Origin of the sequence: Actinomadura chokoriensis, from assembly GCF_041463665.1 — a bacterium.
Taxonomy (GTDB): Bacteria; Actinomycetota; Actinomycetes; order Streptosporangiales; family Streptosporangiaceae; genus Spirillospora; species Spirillospora chokoriensis_A.
This window is the reverse complement of record NZ_JAXCEJ010000023.1, coordinates 84,871-98,669: the sequence shown is the minus strand read 5'-3', so window position 1 is coordinate 98,669 and position 13,799 is coordinate 84,871. Positions and strand designations below refer to the sequence as shown.

Sequence of the window (13,799 nt, the reverse complement as noted above, 5' to 3'; positions counted from 1 at the left end):
GGTCAAGTCTCGACCTGCCGGCCGGGCGGCCTACTTGCGCAGGTAGACGCGGATCGCGGTGCCGTCCGGGCCGGTGTGGACGCGGACGAGGTCGGCGAGATGGTTGACCAGCAGGATGCCCCGTCCGCCGTGCGGGCTCATGTCCGCGGGACGGCGCCCGGCGAGCGGGTCGGTGATCGTGCCGCTGTCGCGGACCTCGCACACGACCTGGCCGTCCTCGGACCAGAACCGGGCGGTGCCGGTCCCGCCGCCGTGCAGGCAGGAGTTCGCGGCCAGCTCGCTCACCGCGAGCTCCATGTCGCCCACGGCGCCGGCGTCCAGGCCGAGGCGCGCCGACCAGCGGCAGGCGAACTCGCGGACGAGCGGCAGCGCGTCGAGGTCGAAGCTCATCGTGGCCGCGCCGCCGGCCGGTTCCGGCAGCGGCCGGTTGTAGGCGCGGATCACGCGGTGCGGCGCGTAGTCGCCGCTCACCCGCTCGCCGTGCCGGTCGACGACGACGGGGTGGGTGGCGCGGGCGTCGGCGAGGGCGACGTCGTCCAGCCCGGCCTCGTCGTAGGGGCACAGGATCGACACGCCGCGGCCGGCGAACGCCAGGTTGATCAGCGCCTCGTGCTGGACGCAGGCGGGGTACTCGGTGGCGGTCCGGCCGGGCCAGACCGGCTCGCCGATGATCCGCACCCGCCCGGCGGTGTGCCGGTCGGCGAACTCGCGGAGGACGCCGGGGATGATGCGCCCCGGGTTGCGTCCCGCCTCGGTCATGTCCAGCCAGGTGACCTCGCGGGCGGTCCCGTCCAGCGCTTCCCGCAGCATGCCGAGGCGGGGGCCGGGGACCGCCACCGCGACCGGTTCTCCGGCCGCGCGTCCCGCGCGGACGAACGGGACGGTGCCGGCGAGGTACTCCTCGTCGCCCCGGTAGAAGAGCGCGGGGTGGAGGAACGGACCCCGCGGCGTCACGCCCGGCGAAGCGGGCCTGAGGCTCATCGCGCGGTCGCTCCGTCCGGAATCGCCGTGGTCACCTGCATCGAGTCGAGGGTACGCGGCGCGCGCGCGGCGGTGCGAGACGGGTCCCATCCGTGACGTCCCCCGACGACGATCGGTACCGGGTCCCGGGCAGAGGTACCCCGCGGCAGGCCAGGGAAAACCGTCGAAATCGGCGAAGTGGACTTTCCGGACCGGGGGCCGGGGGCGGCTCACCGGTCCGGCAGCAGCACGGCGTCGACGGCGTCGGCCAGCCGCCCGCGCTCGCGGTAGGCGGCGCGCTGCCGCTCGGCCCCCGTCCCGCCCGCGAGCAGGCGCCGGACGCCGCGGGCGACGAAGGGGAGGTCCCCGGTGTCGGCCAGCGCGGGCAGCGCGTGCGCCAGCAGGTCGCCCGCCAGCTCGCCGAACCCGGCGGGCCGGCCCGTGCGCACGTCCACGCCCCGGCCCGCCAGGCCGTCCCGCGCGGCCAGCCAGTACGCGGCGCGCAGCATCTCGTGCGGCGGGTCGGGCGCCCGCTCCCCGGCGTCCACCGCGTCGGACGACACCCGCACGAGCGCCCGGACCAGCGCGGCGAACACGGCCGCGTCGGCGGCGGTCGGGGCGACGTCGGCGAGCCGGATCTCCACCGTGGGCAGCCGCGCCGACGGCCGGACGTCCCAGAAGACCGTCCCGGTGTCCATCAGGGCGCCGCAGCCGAGCAGCGTCCCGACGAGATCGTCGTAGTGCGCGGCGGAGGCGAAGAACGGCGGCGGGCCCGCCACCGGCCACCGCGCCCACGCCAGCGCCCGCCAGCAGGCGTGGCCGGTGTCGCGCCCCGCCCAGTACGGGGAATTCGCCGCCAGCGCGAGCAGCGTCGGCAGCCACGGCCGCAGGTGGTTGCTGACCTGGACGGCGCGCTCCCGGTCGGGCATCTCGACGTGGACGTGGCACGAGCAGATGCTCTGCTCGTCGTCCAGCCCCCGGTACACGGCCAGGCTCTCGGCGTAGCGAGGCCCGGCGCCGATCGGCGCGGGGAGCAGCTCGCCCAGCACCGGCGTCCCGGTGGCGGCGAGCCGCACGCCCTCCGCCGCCGCGGCGGCCGCCATCGCCGCACGCATCGCGCGGATCTGATCGCGGAGCTTGTCCAGGTCGTCGCACGGCGACGTCTTCGCCTCGGCGAGGAACGCCACCAGTTCCGTGGAGACGCGCTCGCCGAGCGCCGCGCCGGCGCGCCGCACGACGGCGGCGGCACGGGGGACGACCTCCCGGGAGACGGGATCGACGACGAAGTACTCTTCCTCGATTCCGAATCGCAGGGCCATCCACCACCTCGGGCTCGGGCGACGCGGCCACCTTCCCCTCGACGGTACGTCGAAGCCGCCGCGCCCGCACCTGCCGGTCGGCCCGTAAACGGCGGTAAGGGATCTTCTTGATGCTCTCTTGACCCGCCGTCCAGTGGGCAGAGTGCAGAGGGAGACGTCGCTGCGGAAGGAAAGGTGGCCCTCATGACCGGATCGACTGTGGTCGGCGTGCTCGTTCTCCTGCTCGCCGTCGCCGTCTTCCTCCTGGCGGGGCTGTTCTACCTGGGGGACAAGCGAAAGGGCCCGCCCAACGGCTCCGACGGAGGCCGTTGAGGCGGGCCCTCGGCACGTTCGATGCCGGTGCGCCCCCGGCTAGCGCGGGGGGCCGGCGTCCACGAAGTACATGCACAGCGCGACGATGTGCGTGATCACGACCACGCCCATGCTGAAGAAGAACAGCATCTTGGCGGGACCGTGCGGGAAGACGCTGCCCCGCTTGAGCTCGCCCAGTTCGCGCTGACGCGCGGCGATCCGCTCCTCGATGGGAGGACGCCCCAGCATCGTCGCCGCCTCGCCCGCTAGGCCCGGGGGTCGTCGACGATGACGTCGGTCATGATGTCGACGGCCAGCGCGACGACGCCGCCGAGCGCGATCACCGCGGCGCCCACGCCGAACACGACCCAGTTCGGCCCCATGGTGATGCCGACACCGCCGACGACGAAACCGATGAAGATGATGGCCACGGCGACCCAGGACTTCGGGCGCCCGGCGTGGCTGCCAGCCGACATGTGTGGTCTACCTCTGCAGGAATCCGGTGGGGCGATACGCCGCCGACTCTAGCAACGTCCCTAGCCACAGGGCCTTCCGGGGTGCCTCGTAGATCGTCCCGGCGGGTGCCAAGTCAGACGAACGCCCCCATTCCGGTCGCCGCGCGGCCGACGATCAGCGTGTTGATCTCCCGGGTGCCCTCGTAGGAGTAGAGCGCCTCGGCGTCGGCGACGAAGCGGCCGATGCCGTAGTCGAGGACGATCCCGTTGCCCGCCATCAGCTCGCGGGCCCACCCGACGACCTCCCGCATGCGGGTGGTGCAGTACGCCTTGGCGAGCGCCGAGTGCTCGTCGCGGTACAGCTCGCCGTCCTGGAGCTGGGCGAGCCGCACCACCATGCCGAGCGAGGCGGTCGCGTTCCCCAGCATCCTGACCAGCAGGTCCTGGACGAGCTGGAACTTGGCGATCGGCCGCCCGAACTGCTCGCGCTCCACCGCGTAGTCGCGGGCGATCTCGTAGGCGGCCAGCATCACGCCGACGGCCTGCCAGGCCACGCCGCTGCGGGTGCGGCGCAGGATCGCCGCGGTGTCCTTGAAGCTGTTCGCCCCCGCGAGCCGGTCGGACTCGGGGACGCGGCAGTCCTCCAGCGCGATGTCGGCGTTCTGGACGGTCCGCAGTGCGATCTTGTTCTGGATCGGGGTGGCGGTGAACCCCGGCGTCCCCTTGGTGACGACGAAGCCCTTCACCTGGTCGTCCGCCTCGTCCCGCGCCCACACGACGGTGTAGTCGGCGAACGTGGCGTTGCCGATCCAGCGCTTGGCGCCGTTCAGGACCCAGTGGTCGCCGTCGCGGCGCGCCGTGGTGCGCAGGCCGAGCGCGACGTCCGACCCGCCCTCGGGCTCGGTGAGCGCGAACGCGCCGATCCGCTCCATCCGCCCCATCGCGGGCAGCCACCGAGCACGCTGCTCCGGGGAGCCGCACCGGCCGATGCTGCCCATCGCGAGGCCGGTGTGGACGCCGAAGAAGGTCGCCATGGACGGGTCCACGCGCGCCATGTCCATCGCGAGGAACCCGGTCAGCAGGCTGCTCGGCCTCTCCCCGGGGCACTCGTCATGGGCGAGCCCGGCGATGCCGAGCTCCCCGTACTGCGGGATCAGATCGAACGGGAACTCGGCCCGCGCCCAGCAGTCGGTCGCGATCGGCGCGACCTTCGACTCCAGGAAGTCGCGCACCCGCCCGACGATCTCCTTCTCCGGCCCGTCGAGGAGTTCCTGCATGCGGTAGAGGTCACCGGGAAGTGGATCCAAGGTCATGGGCCCCCTGTTCCCGGACGCCGGGCGGCTAACCGGCGGGCCGGCCCCGGCCGACCGGCGCCGGATTCTGGTCAGCGGGACCCGCTTCAGAGCGGCGTTCGGCCGCTCGCCTACGATTCGGGCATGACGGTGCCGCCTGAGGAACTCGAACTGGCCGCCGCCTTCCCCCCGGCCGAGCGCGACCGGTGGCGGGAGATGGTGAAGGGGGTGCTGCGCAAGTCCGGCGCGGCGACAGACGACACCCCCCTCGACGAGATCGAGGGTCTGCTGACCCGCGACTCCTACGACGCAGTGCCGATCGCGGCGCTCTACACCCGCGGCGACGCCCCGCCGGGACGTCCCGGGCTGGCCCCCTACGTCCGCGAGGTGCGGCCGGACGGGGAGGGCGTCGCCGGATGGGACGTCCGGCAGCGGCACGCGCACCCCGATCCCGCCGTCACCCGGGAGGCGATCCTCGCCGACCTGGAGAACGGCGCCACGTCGGTCTGGCTGCGGCTCGGCGAGGGCGGCCTGCCGGTCGACGGCCTCCCGGACGCGCTGCGCGGGGTGCTGCTCGACCTCGCGCCGGTCGTGCTGGACGCGGGCGCGGCGACGGCTCAGGCGGCGGAGGCATTCCTCGCCCTGGCCGCCGAGCGGGGGAACGCCGCCGGCGTGTCCGGGAGCCTCGGCGCGGACCCGCTCGGGCTGGCCGCGCGGACCGGGACCGCCGGATCGCCGGACGAGGCCGCCGCGCTGGCCGTCCGGTGCGTCCGCGAGTTCCCGAAGCTCCGCGCGATCACCGTGGACGCCACCCCGTACCACGACGCGGGCGGGAGCGACGCCGAGGATCTGGGCGCGGCCGCCGCCGCCGGAGTCGCCTACCTGCGCGCCCTGACCGGCGCCGGGCTGAGCGTGGACGAGGCCTTCGGGCAGATCGAGTTCCGGCTCGCCGTCAACGCCGACCAGTTCTCCTCGATCGCCAAGCTGCGCGCCATGCGCCGGCTGTGGGCGCGGGTCGCCGAGGTCAGCGGCGCCGCCGACGGGACGAGCGCCCGCCTCCACGCCGTGACCTCCTCGGCGATGATGACGCGCCGCGACCCGTGGGTGAACATGCTCCGCACGACCGTCGCGGCGTTCGCGGCGGGGGTGGGCGGCGCGGACGCGGTCACCGTCCAGCCGTTCGACGCCCGCATCGGGCTGCCGGACGACTTCGCCCGCCGCATCGCCCGCAACACCCAGACCCTCCTGCTGGAGGAGTCGAGCCTCGCCCGCGTCGTCGACCCGGCCGGCGGCTCCTGGTACGCCGAGAGCCTCACCGAGGGCCTCGCCCGGTCCGCCTGGACGTGGTTCACCGAGATCGAGAAGGCCGGGGGCCTCGCCGCCGCCCTGGACTCGGGCCTCGTCGCCGACCGGCTCGCCGCGACCTGGGCCCGGCGCCGCGCGGACGTCGCCCGGCGCAAGGCCCCGCTCACCGGCGTCAGCGAGTTCCCCGACCTGACCGAGAGGCTGCCCGAGCGGGACGCCGCGCCGGCTCCGCCCGGCGGGGGCCTCCCGGTGGTGACCTACGCGCAGGACTTCGAGGCCCTCCGGGACCGCTCCGACGCGCACCTGGACGCGACCGGCGCACGCCCCAGGGTGTTCCTGGCGACGCTCGGGCCCATCGCCGTCCACACGGCGCGGGCGTCCTTCGCCGCCAACCTCTTCCAGGCGGGCGGGATCGAGACGGTCAGCGGGGCGCCCGAGGAGTTCGGGACGTCGGGCGCCGCCGTCGCGTGCCTGTGCTCCAGCGACCGGCTGTACGAGGAACGGGCCGCTGACGCCGCGCGGGTTCTGCGCGAGGCGGGCGCGGTGAAGGTCTGGCTCGCGGGTAAGGGAACCTTCGAGGGGGTCGACGCCAACGTGTACGCGGGATGCGACGCGATCGGGGTACTGGAGACCACCCTCCACGATCTGGGAGTGAACGAATGATCCCCGACTTCACCGAGATCGAGCTCGGGACGGCGCCCGCCGCCGACGAGGCCGCCAAGCGGTGGCGCGCCGCCGTCCCCGACGGCGACGCCGGGAGCTGGGACACCCCGGAGGGCATCGCCGTCAAGCCGCTCTACACCGGCGACGACCTGGCCGGGCTCGACTTCCTCGACACGCTGCCGGGCATCGCGCCGTTCCTGCGCGGCCCCTACCCCGCGATGTACGCGACCCAGCCGTGGACGATCCGGCAGTACGCCGGGTTCTCCACCGCCGAGGAGTCCAACGCGTTCTACCGGCGCAACCTCGCCGCCGGGCAGAAGGGCCTGTCGGTCGCGTTCGACCTCGCCACCCACCGCGGCTACGACTCCGACCATCCGCGCGTCTCCGGGGACGTCGGCATGGCCGGGGTGGCGATCGACTCCATCTACGACATGCGCCAGCTGTTCGACGGCATCCCGCTCGACAGGATGAGCGTGTCGATGACCATGAACGGCGCCGTCCTGCCCGTGCTGGCGCTCTACATCGCCGCCGCCGAGGAGCAGGGGGTGAAGCCGGAGGCGCTGGCGGGGACCATCCAGAACGACATCCTCAAGGAGTTCATGGTCCGCAACACCTACATCTACCCGCCGCAGCCCTCGATGCGGATCATCTCCGACATCTTCGCCTTCACCTCCCAGCGGATGCCCAAGTACAACTCCATCTCGATCTCCGGCTACCACATCCAGGAGGCCGGGGCCACCGCCGACCTGGAGCTGGCCTACACCCTCGCCGACGGCGTCGAGTACATCCGCGCCGGACGCGAGGCCGGCCTGGACATCGACGCGTTCGCGCCCCGCCTGTCCTTCTTCTGGGCGATCGGGATGAACTTCTTCATGGAGGTCGCCAAGCTGCGCGCCGCCCGGCTGCTGTGGGCGCGGCTGGTGAAGACGTTCGGCCCGCGGAACCCCAAGTCGCTGTCGCTGCGGACGCACTCGCAGACGTCCGGCTGGTCCCTCACCGCGCAGGACGTCTTCAACAACGTCGCCCGCACCTGCATCGAGGCCATGGCGGCCACGCAGGGCCACACCCAGTCGCTGCACACCAACGCGCTCGACGAGGCCCTCGCCCTGCCGACCGACTTCTCGGCCCGCATCGCCCGCAACACCCAGCTGCTCCTGCAGCAGGAGTCCGGGACGACCCGGACCATCGACCCGTGGGGCGGCAGCGCCTACGTCGAGCGCCTCACCTACGACCTGGCCCGCCGCGCCTGGGGGCACATCACCGAGGTCGAGCAGGCCGGCGGCATGGCGAAGGCGATCGACGAGGGGCTGCCCAAGCTGCGCATCGAGGAGGCCGCGGCCCGCACCCAGGCCCGCATCGACTCCGGGCGGCAGCCCGTCATCGGCGTCAACAAGTACCGTCCGGACGTCGAGCAGGAGATCGAGGTCCTGAAGGTCGACAACGCCTCCGTCCGGGCGCAGCAGATCGAGAAGCTGCGCCGGCTGCGCGAGGAGCGCGACGAGGCCGCGACGATGTCTGCGCTGGACGCGCTGACCCGCGCCGCCGATGCCGCCGAGAAGGGCACCCGTGCCTCCGGCATGGAGGGCAACCTCCTCGCGCTCGCCATCGGCGCGGCCCGCGCCAAGGCCACGGTCGGTGAGATCTCCGACGCCCTGGAGAAGGCGTACGGGCGGCACGCGGCGCAGATCCGTACGATCTCCGGTGTGTACCGGGAGGAAGCGGGACAGGTGACCGCCATCGAGAAGGCGCGCGCCGCGACCGCCGCGTTCGAGGAGGCCGAGGGGCGCCGCCCGCGCATCCTGGTCGCCAAGATGGGGCAGGACGGCCACGACCGCGGCCAGAAGGTGATCGCGACCGGGTTCGCCGACCTCGGCTTCGACGTCGACGTGGGCCCGCTGTTCCAGACCCCGGGGGAGGTCGCCCGGCAGGCCGTCGAGGCCGACGTGCACATCGTCGGAGTCAACTCGCTCGCCGCCGGCCACCTCACGCTGGTGCCCGCGCTGCGCGAGGAGCTGGCCGCGCTCGGCCGCGACGACATCATGATCGTCGTGGGCGGGGTCATCCCGCCGCAGGACTTCGACGAGCTGCGCGCCGCCGGCGCCTCGGCGATCTTCCCGCCCGGCACCGTCCTCGCGGACGCGGCGATCGGCCTGCTCGCCGAGCTGACCGCCAAGCTGGGGCACGTCACCCCGTGATGCCGGGGCTCGACGACTACGTCGCCGGGGTGCGGGACGGGTCGCGGGCGTGGATCGCGCGTGCGGTCACGCTCGTGGAGTCGACCCGCCCCGACCACCGGGAGCTGGCCCAGGAACTGCTGGTCGAGCTGACCCCGCACACCGGGCGGGCCCGCCGCGTCGGGATCACCGGCGTGCCCGGGGTCGGCAAGTCCACGTTCATCGACGCGCTCGGCACGAAGCTGACGGGGGAGGGGCACAAGGTCGCGGTTCTCGCCGTCGACCCGTCCTCGACCCGGACGGGCGGCAGCATCCTCGGCGACAAGACCCGCATGCAGCGCCTCGCCGTCGACCCGGACGCGTTCATCCGCCCGTCCCCGACGGCCGGGACGCTCGGCGGCGTCGCCAAGGCCACCCGCGAGGCGATGGTCGTCATGGAGGCCGCCGGCTACGACGTCGTCCTCGTCGAGACGGTCGGCGTCGGCCAGTCGGAGACGACCGTCGCCGAGATGGTGGACTCGTTCCTGTTCCTCACCCTCGCCCGCACCGGCGACCAGCTCCAGGGCATCAAGAAGGGCGTCCTGGAGCTGGCCGACGTCATCGCCGTCAACAAGGCCGACGGCGACCACAAGAGGGAGGCCGAGCGCGCCGCCCGGGAGCTGTCGGGGGCGCTGCGGCTGCTGCGCAGCGACGAGCGCGTCCGCGACACCCCCGTCCTCACCTGCAGCGCCCGCGAGGGCACCGGCCTGGAGGAGGTCTGGGGCCGGCTGGTCGAGCACCAGGAGCGGCTGCGCGAGTCCGGCGAGCTGGAGACCAGGCGCCGCCGCCAGCAGGTCGGCTGGACGTGGGAGATGGTCCGCGAGCGGCTGCTCACCGAGCTGCACGCGCACCCGGACGTCCGGAAGCTGGCGCCCCGGCTGGAGCAGGAGGTCGCCGGCGGGACGCTCACCCCGGCCCTCGCCGCCGACCGCATCCTGGCGGCGTTCACGCGGGACGCCTGACCCCGGTTGTCCAAGGTCCCGGTCGCGGCGGGCCGGGATCCGGTACAAAAGTCGGATGGACGTCATCGCGCTCGACGCTCCGACGGACGCGCAGATCCGCGCGTGGCACGAGGTGCTCGCGGCCGTCCACGCCGCCGACCCGGCCGGGGACCCCGCCCCGCATCCGGACGGGACGGCGCGGCTGCTGCTCGGCGCCGACCCCGGATCGCGGCAGCGGCTCTGGGCGGTGGCGGACGGCGGCCGGCTGGTGGCGGTGGCCGCGCTCCGGCTGTCCGGCGAGCCCGGCACGGACCGTCCCGGCGAGATCGACGTCCAGGTGCACCCCGCCCACCGCCGGCACGGGCTCGGCCGCCGCCTCCTCGCCGCCGCCGCCGGGGGGCTGCGCGCCGACGGACGCTCCAGCGTGATCGCCCAGGTCCTCGCCGGAACCCCGGCCGTCCCGTTCCTGGAGTCGCACGGGTTCGAGTGCGTGCTCACCCTGCGCGGCATGCTGCTGCGGCTGGACGACGTCCCCCAGGAACGCGTCACCCGGCTCCTGGCCGAGGCCCCCGCCGGCTACGGCCTCGTCCGCTGGCGGGGCGTGGTGCCGGACGAGTACGCCGCCGCGCTGGCCCGCGCCAAGCACGCCATGGCGGACCTCGCCGAGTACGAGGGCACGACGTGGGACGCGCACCGCGTCCGGGAGACGGCCGAGGCCGTCGCCAAGCGCGGCGACGACCTGTACACGGTCGCCGCGCTGCACGACGGGGCCATCGCGGGGTTCACCGAGATCGTCGTCCCGCACGACGCCGCCGGCCGGGCCGCCCAGTACGACACGGCGGTCGTCCCCGAACACCGGGGCAGGCGCATCGGCATCTGGTCGAAGGCCGCGATGCTGGCGTGGCTGACCGAGACGCGCCCGGACGTTCGGGAAATAGAAACGGACAATTCGGGCGATAATGCGCACATGATCGCCGTCAACGAGGAACTGGGCTTCCGCACCGAGCGCGAGTCCCTGGAATACCAGGCTCCCGCCACCGCCCTCCCCTGACCTGGCGCGACGAGGCCACCGCGCGGCTCCTGGTCGCGGCCAGCGTCCGTGCCGTCCCGGGGTCGGGCGGCGGCGATCGAGGCCAAGCCCGCCGGTGCGCACGCGGAGGGGCCGCCCGGCTGCCGGCGGTCGACGCGAGGCCCGCGACCGCTTGAAAATGTGTTGCTGCCGCCACCCGCGCGTCGGCAGTCTTGTGGAGGCCGTTCCGGGAAATACCCGGAGGCTTTGGAATTGCCGGAGTATTTCCCCGTAGTTCAAAGGAAGAACGCCGCGCCGACGATTTATTCATCCGGTATAGCGCCTGGGGCCGAGCGGCCCTTGGCGGATGAAAGGGCTCGGGGCGGGCGGTCCGGGTTCGAATCCCGGTGGGGGAGCGGCACACGGGCAAAGGAGGTGACCCCGTGAACGTGCTCGTCCTGAACGCGTCGTACGAGCCCTTACAAAGGGTGGACCTGCGGCACGCCATCCGCATGCTGGTGCGCGAGGTGGCGGTTGTCGAGGAGGCGGAGGAAGGCCGGACCTTCGGCCGTTTCCCGGTGCCGCGGGTCCTGCGGCTCGTCCGGTACGTCGCGATGCGCTGGCGGCACGGGAGGCGCCCGCCGTGGAGCAAGCGCGGCGTGTACCTGCGCGACCAGGGCCGCTGCTGCTACTGCGGCAAGCGCGGCAACACGATCGACCACGTCCACCCGCAGTCGCGCGGCGGCGGCGACACCTGGGAGAACACCGTCCTGGCGTGCGGGAAGTGCAACAACCGCAAGGGGGACCGGACGGTCTCCGAGGCCGGTCTGCGGCTGCTCTGGCAGCCGCGCGTCCCGCACTGGGAGGAGCTCGTGGGCCCGTGACGGGGCCGGTCCGCGGCCGCGTGCCGTGCCGCGGATGCGTGCAGTGCCGGGGGGGTACAGGGGCCGGACCGCCGAGCGGCGGTCCGGCCCCTGTACCGTTTGCCCGGTCTCGGTAGCCCGCAAGTGACCCTGTGTGTTTTCTGAAGCGTCTGAGGCTAAAAGAGCGATTGTGGTAGCGTGCCCGCCAATCTGAGCTTTGTTATCTAGGAGAGATCTGTGGCGGCCCTCGATCCAGACGGCAGGACGGCCCGCGCGTCGCGCGGGCGCACGGCGGCGAGGCGCCTCACCGCGCTCGTCCTCGCGGTGGGCGTGTCGGCGGCGCTGCCGCCGGTGACCGGGACGGCGGCGGGGCTCCCGCAGGAGCCGAAGGATCTGAAGAAGGAGTACGCCGAGCTGAAGGCGCGCTCGGAGAAGCTGTCGAAGGAGTACCGGGGCGAGCTGGTCTCCCTGGAGGAGGCGAAGAAGGCCGCCGAGCGCGCGGGCGCGGACGCGGCGAAGACCGGCCGCGAGTTCGAGGCGGCCCGCGCGGGCGTCGCCCAACTCGCCTCCAGCACCTACATGACCGGCCGGCTCGACATGATCCCGATGATCTCCGCGGCCGAGCCCGGCGCGGCCGTCCACGACGCCGCGGTCATCGAGCACATCAGCCGCAACAACGGCCGCCGCATCCAGGACCTCCAGGCCCTCACCACCAAGGCGGCGCAGTCGAACGAGACGGCGAAGAAGAAGCTGGGGGAGGTCGAGAAGGAGATCGAGGACCTGGAGAGCCAGCGCGCCCGCGTCAAGAAGCTGCTCGCCAAGTACAAGCCCGAGGTGACGCAGACCCCGGCCGCCGGCGGCGGGCGTCCCGACGGCGCCAGCGGAACCAAGTCCCCGATCGTCGGCAACTCGATGACCGCCCGCATGCGCACCGCGCTGGTGGAGATCGACGGCAAGTTCGGCGCGTTCCCGACCATCGGCTGCGCCCGTCCCGGCGACCCGCAGGACCACGGCTCCGGCACCGCCTGCGACTTCATGGAGAGCACCGGCGGGAAGATGCCGAGCGCGTCCGCTCAGGCGCACGGCGACCGCGTCGCCCAGTACGTCATCGACAACGCCTCCCGCCTCGGCATCAAGTACGTCATCTGGAAGCAGCGCATCTACGACATGCGCAGCAGCGGCGGCTGGCGCCAGATGGAGGACCGCGGCAGCATCACCCAGAACCACTTCGACCACGTCCACGTCTCCGTCCTCTGATCTCGCGGCCCGCACCGGCGTGGCCTACGACATCGAGCGGCCCTTCGGAGTCGTCGCGCCGGACTCTTCGGCGTGCTCGGCGGCCTGCGCTACTGCGCGTCGAGGTCGACGACGGCGCCTTCGGCGGCGGAGCGGGCCGCCGCCTCGATGACCTCCAAACCGTTGATCGCGTCGGCGAGGGTGGTCGGCGGGGGCGCGCCGTCGCGGAGGCTGCGGGCGACGCTCGCGTAGAACTCCTGGTAGGCGCCCGGCGAGGTGGGCTCAGGGGCCGCTTCGCCGGGGACGCCGAGAAGGCCGTGCGACTCCGGCGGGGCGATCCCGTAGCCGGGGTCCTTCGGGGTGAGGCCCGCGCGCAGTTGCTCTTCCTGCGGGTCCATCCCGGAGACGGTGTAGGACGCGCGGCTGCCGAGCACCCGGAAGCGCGGGCCGAGCTGGGCGGCGGTCGCGCTCATCCACAGGTGCGAGCGGGCGCCGCCCGGGTGGGCGAGGGCGACGAACGCGTCATCGGGGGCGGTGGCCCCGGCGCGGCGGGTGCCGAGCTCGGCGTAGACGCGGGCGGGACGGCCGAACAGCGCGATCACCTGGTCGATGAGGTGGGAGCCGAGGTCGAACAGGATGCCGCCCGCGTCGCGGGGGTCGGTGCTCTCCTTCCAGCTCTCGCTCACCTCGGGCCGCCAGCGTTCGAAGCGGGACTCGAACCGGTGGACGTCACCGAGGGCCCCGGAGGCGATCAGGCGCGCCGCCGTCCGGTAGTCGCCGTCCCACCGGCGGTTGTGGAACGGGAAGACCGGCAGCCCCCGGACGGCGCTCAGCGCGGCGAGCGAGCGGGCGTCGGCCGCCGAGGCCGCCACCGGCTTGTCCACGACGACGGGGACGCCCGCGGTCAGCGCCGTCCGGGCCAGCGGGACGTGCTGCCGGTTCGGCGCGGCGACGACGACGAGGTCGTAGGCGCCCGGCGCCCCCCACAGCCGGTCGGCCCGGTCCACGACGTCCGCGTCCGGGTACCGCTCCCGGGCGGCCCGCTGCCGTTCCGGCGCGCGGGTGACGACCGCGGCGAGCCGCATGCCGGGGACGGACGAGATCAGCGGGGCGTGGAACACCGAGCCGCCGGTGCCGTATCCGATCAGCGCAACACGCAGGTCCATGCCCCGATCATGTCCGATGGCGCGGGCGCGGCCGGGAGGCGGGGTGACCCGGCGGGTGCGCGGACGGACCGGCCCACGTAGGCTTT

At 73.7% G+C, this 13,799-nt stretch carries 13 protein-coding genes and 1 tRNA gene; 8 read left to right on the top strand and 6 right to left on the bottom strand.

Features of this window, described 5'->3' with window-relative positions; translation table 11 throughout:
* Positions 1 to 30: 30 nt before the first annotated feature.
* Positions 31 to 981 (bottom strand): anti-sigma factor RsbA family regulatory protein, encoded by a 951-nt coding sequence (locus tag SM418_RS29525; protein WP_371944263.1) that lies wholly within the window; start codon positions 979 to 981, stop codon positions 31 to 33.
* 209 nt (positions 982 to 1,190) lie between these two features.
* Positions 1,191 to 2,279 (bottom strand): carboxylate-amine ligase, encoded by a 1,089-nt coding sequence (locus tag SM418_RS29520; protein ID WP_371944264.1) that lies wholly within the window; start codon positions 2,277 to 2,279, stop codon positions 1,191 to 1,193.
* A 183-nt stretch (positions 2,280 to 2,462) separates the two neighbouring features.
* On the opposite strand from SM418_RS29520, the gene SM418_RS29515 reads away from it, so the two are divergent.
* Positions 2,463 to 2,591: a hypothetical protein gene (locus SM418_RS29515; RefSeq protein ID WP_371944265.1), complete on the top strand. Its 129-nt coding sequence runs from the start codon at positions 2,463 to 2,465 to the stop codon at positions 2,589 to 2,591.
* Between the two features lie 39 nt (positions 2,592 to 2,630).
* Here the strand turns inward: SM418_RS29515 and SM418_RS29510 are convergent, their stop codons facing one another.
* The 3 genes from SM418_RS29510 to SM418_RS29500 all read right to left on the bottom strand — a co-directional run bounded on the left by SM418_RS29510 (position 2,631) and on the right by SM418_RS29500 (position 4,338).
* Positions 2,631 to 2,819 carry a hypothetical protein gene (locus SM418_RS29510; protein ID WP_371944266.1) on the bottom strand — a complete coding sequence of 63 codons (189 nt, stop codon included), beginning with the start codon at positions 2,817 to 2,819 and terminating at the stop codon, positions 2,631 to 2,633.
* Between the two features lie 17 nt (positions 2,820 to 2,836).
* Positions 2,837 to 3,046, bottom strand: a complete 210-nt coding sequence (locus SM418_RS29505; RefSeq protein ID WP_371944267.1) for an HGxxPAAW family protein — start codon at positions 3,044 to 3,046, stop codon at positions 2,837 to 2,839.
* A gap of 113 nt (positions 3,047 to 3,159) precedes the next feature.
* Positions 3,160 to 4,338 carry an acyl-CoA dehydrogenase family protein gene (locus SM418_RS29500; RefSeq protein WP_371944268.1) on the bottom strand — a complete coding sequence of 393 codons (1,179 nt, stop codon included), beginning with the start codon at positions 4,336 to 4,338 and terminating at the stop codon, positions 3,160 to 3,162.
* A gap of 123 nt (positions 4,339 to 4,461) precedes the next feature.
* On the opposite strand from SM418_RS29500, the gene SM418_RS29495 reads away from it, so the two are divergent.
* The 7 genes from SM418_RS29495 to SM418_RS29465 all read left to right on the top strand — a co-directional run bounded on the left by SM418_RS29495 (position 4,462) and on the right by SM418_RS29465 (position 12,568).
* A complete protein-coding gene (locus SM418_RS29495) occupies positions 4,462 to 6,285 on the top strand; it encodes a methylmalonyl-CoA mutase family protein (RefSeq protein WP_371944269.1) in 1,824 nt (607 codons plus the stop codon).
* The gene (gene scpA, locus SM418_RS29490; RefSeq protein ID WP_371944270.1) at positions 6,282 to 8,480 is read left to right on the top strand and encodes a methylmalonyl-CoA mutase; all 2,199 of its coding nucleotides are present in this window, start codon (positions 6,282 to 6,284) and stop codon (positions 8,478 to 8,480) included. The genes SM418_RS29495 and scpA overlap by 4 nt, the downstream gene beginning before the upstream one ends.
* Positions 8,480 to 9,460, top strand: coding sequence for a methylmalonyl Co-A mutase-associated GTPase MeaB (gene meaB / locus SM418_RS29485; protein ID WP_371944345.1), 981 nt, complete (start codon positions 8,480 to 8,482; stop codon positions 9,458 to 9,460). The genes scpA and meaB overlap by 1 nt, the downstream gene beginning before the upstream one ends.
* Before the next feature lie 55 nt (positions 9,461 to 9,515).
* A complete protein-coding gene (locus SM418_RS29480) occupies positions 9,516 to 10,490 on the top strand; it encodes a GNAT family N-acetyltransferase (RefSeq protein WP_371944271.1) in 975 nt (324 codons plus the stop codon).
* Positions 10,491 to 10,733: 243 nt separating this feature from the next.
* Positions 10,734 to 10,864, top strand: a tRNA-OTHER gene (locus SM418_RS29475).
* Positions 10,865 to 10,891: 27 nt separating this feature from the next.
* Positions 10,892 to 11,332 carry an HNH endonuclease gene (locus SM418_RS29470; protein ID WP_371944272.1) on the top strand — a complete coding sequence of 147 codons (441 nt, stop codon included), beginning with the start codon at positions 10,892 to 10,894 and terminating at the stop codon, positions 11,330 to 11,332.
* Between the two features lie 216 nt (positions 11,333 to 11,548).
* Positions 11,549 to 12,568 (top strand): coiled-coil domain-containing protein, encoded by a 1,020-nt coding sequence (locus SM418_RS29465; protein ID WP_371944273.1) that lies wholly within the window; start codon positions 11,549 to 11,551, stop codon positions 12,566 to 12,568.
* Between the two features lie 89 nt (positions 12,569 to 12,657).
* Here SM418_RS29465 and SM418_RS29460 read toward each other — a convergent pair whose 3' ends face one another.
* Entirely contained in the window at positions 12,658 to 13,713 is a 1,056-nt protein-coding gene (locus SM418_RS29460; RefSeq protein WP_371944274.1) for a Gfo/Idh/MocA family oxidoreductase, read from the bottom strand.
* Between the last annotated feature and the right edge of the window lie 86 nt (positions 13,714 to 13,799).

What these genes read in the sequence shown, in the direction of transcription:
- SM418_RS29510 (WP_371944266.1), bottom strand. Translation starts at nt 2,819, where the DNA reads ATGCTGGGGCGTCCTCCCATCGAGGAGCGGATCGCCGCGCGTCAGCGC.
- meaB (WP_371944345.1), top strand. Translation starts at nt 8,480, where the DNA reads ATGCCGGGGCTCGACGACTACGTCGCCGGGGTGCGGGACGGGTCGCGG.
- SM418_RS29495 (WP_371944269.1), top strand. Translation starts at nt 4,462, where the DNA reads ATGACGGTGCCGCCTGAGGAACTCGAACTGGCCGCCGCCTTCCCCCCG.
- scpA (WP_371944270.1), top strand. Translation starts at nt 6,282, where the DNA reads ATGATCCCCGACTTCACCGAGATCGAGCTCGGGACGGCGCCCGCCGCC.
- SM418_RS29460 (WP_371944274.1), bottom strand. Translation starts at nt 13,713, where the DNA reads ATGGACCTGCGTGTTGCGCTGATCGGATACGGCACCGGCGGCTCGGTG.
- SM418_RS29480 (WP_371944271.1), top strand. Translation starts at nt 9,516, where the DNA reads ATGGACGTCATCGCGCTCGACGCTCCGACGGACGCGCAGATCCGCGCG.
- SM418_RS29500 (WP_371944268.1), bottom strand. Translation starts at nt 4,338, where the DNA reads ATGACCTTGGATCCACTTCCCGGTGACCTCTACCGCATGCAGGAACTC.
- SM418_RS29505 (WP_371944267.1), bottom strand. Translation starts at nt 3,046, where the DNA reads ATGTCGGCTGGCAGCCACGCCGGGCGCCCGAAGTCCTGGGTCGCCGTG.
- SM418_RS29520 (WP_371944264.1), bottom strand. Translation starts at nt 2,279, where the DNA reads ATGGCCCTGCGATTCGGAATCGAGGAAGAGTACTTCGTCGTCGATCCC.
- SM418_RS29525 (WP_371944263.1), bottom strand. Translation starts at nt 981, where the DNA reads ATGAGCCTCAGGCCCGCTTCGCCGGGCGTGACGCCGCGGGGTCCGTTC.
- SM418_RS29515 (WP_371944265.1), top strand. Translation starts at nt 2,463, where the DNA reads ATGACCGGATCGACTGTGGTCGGCGTGCTCGTTCTCCTGCTCGCCGTC.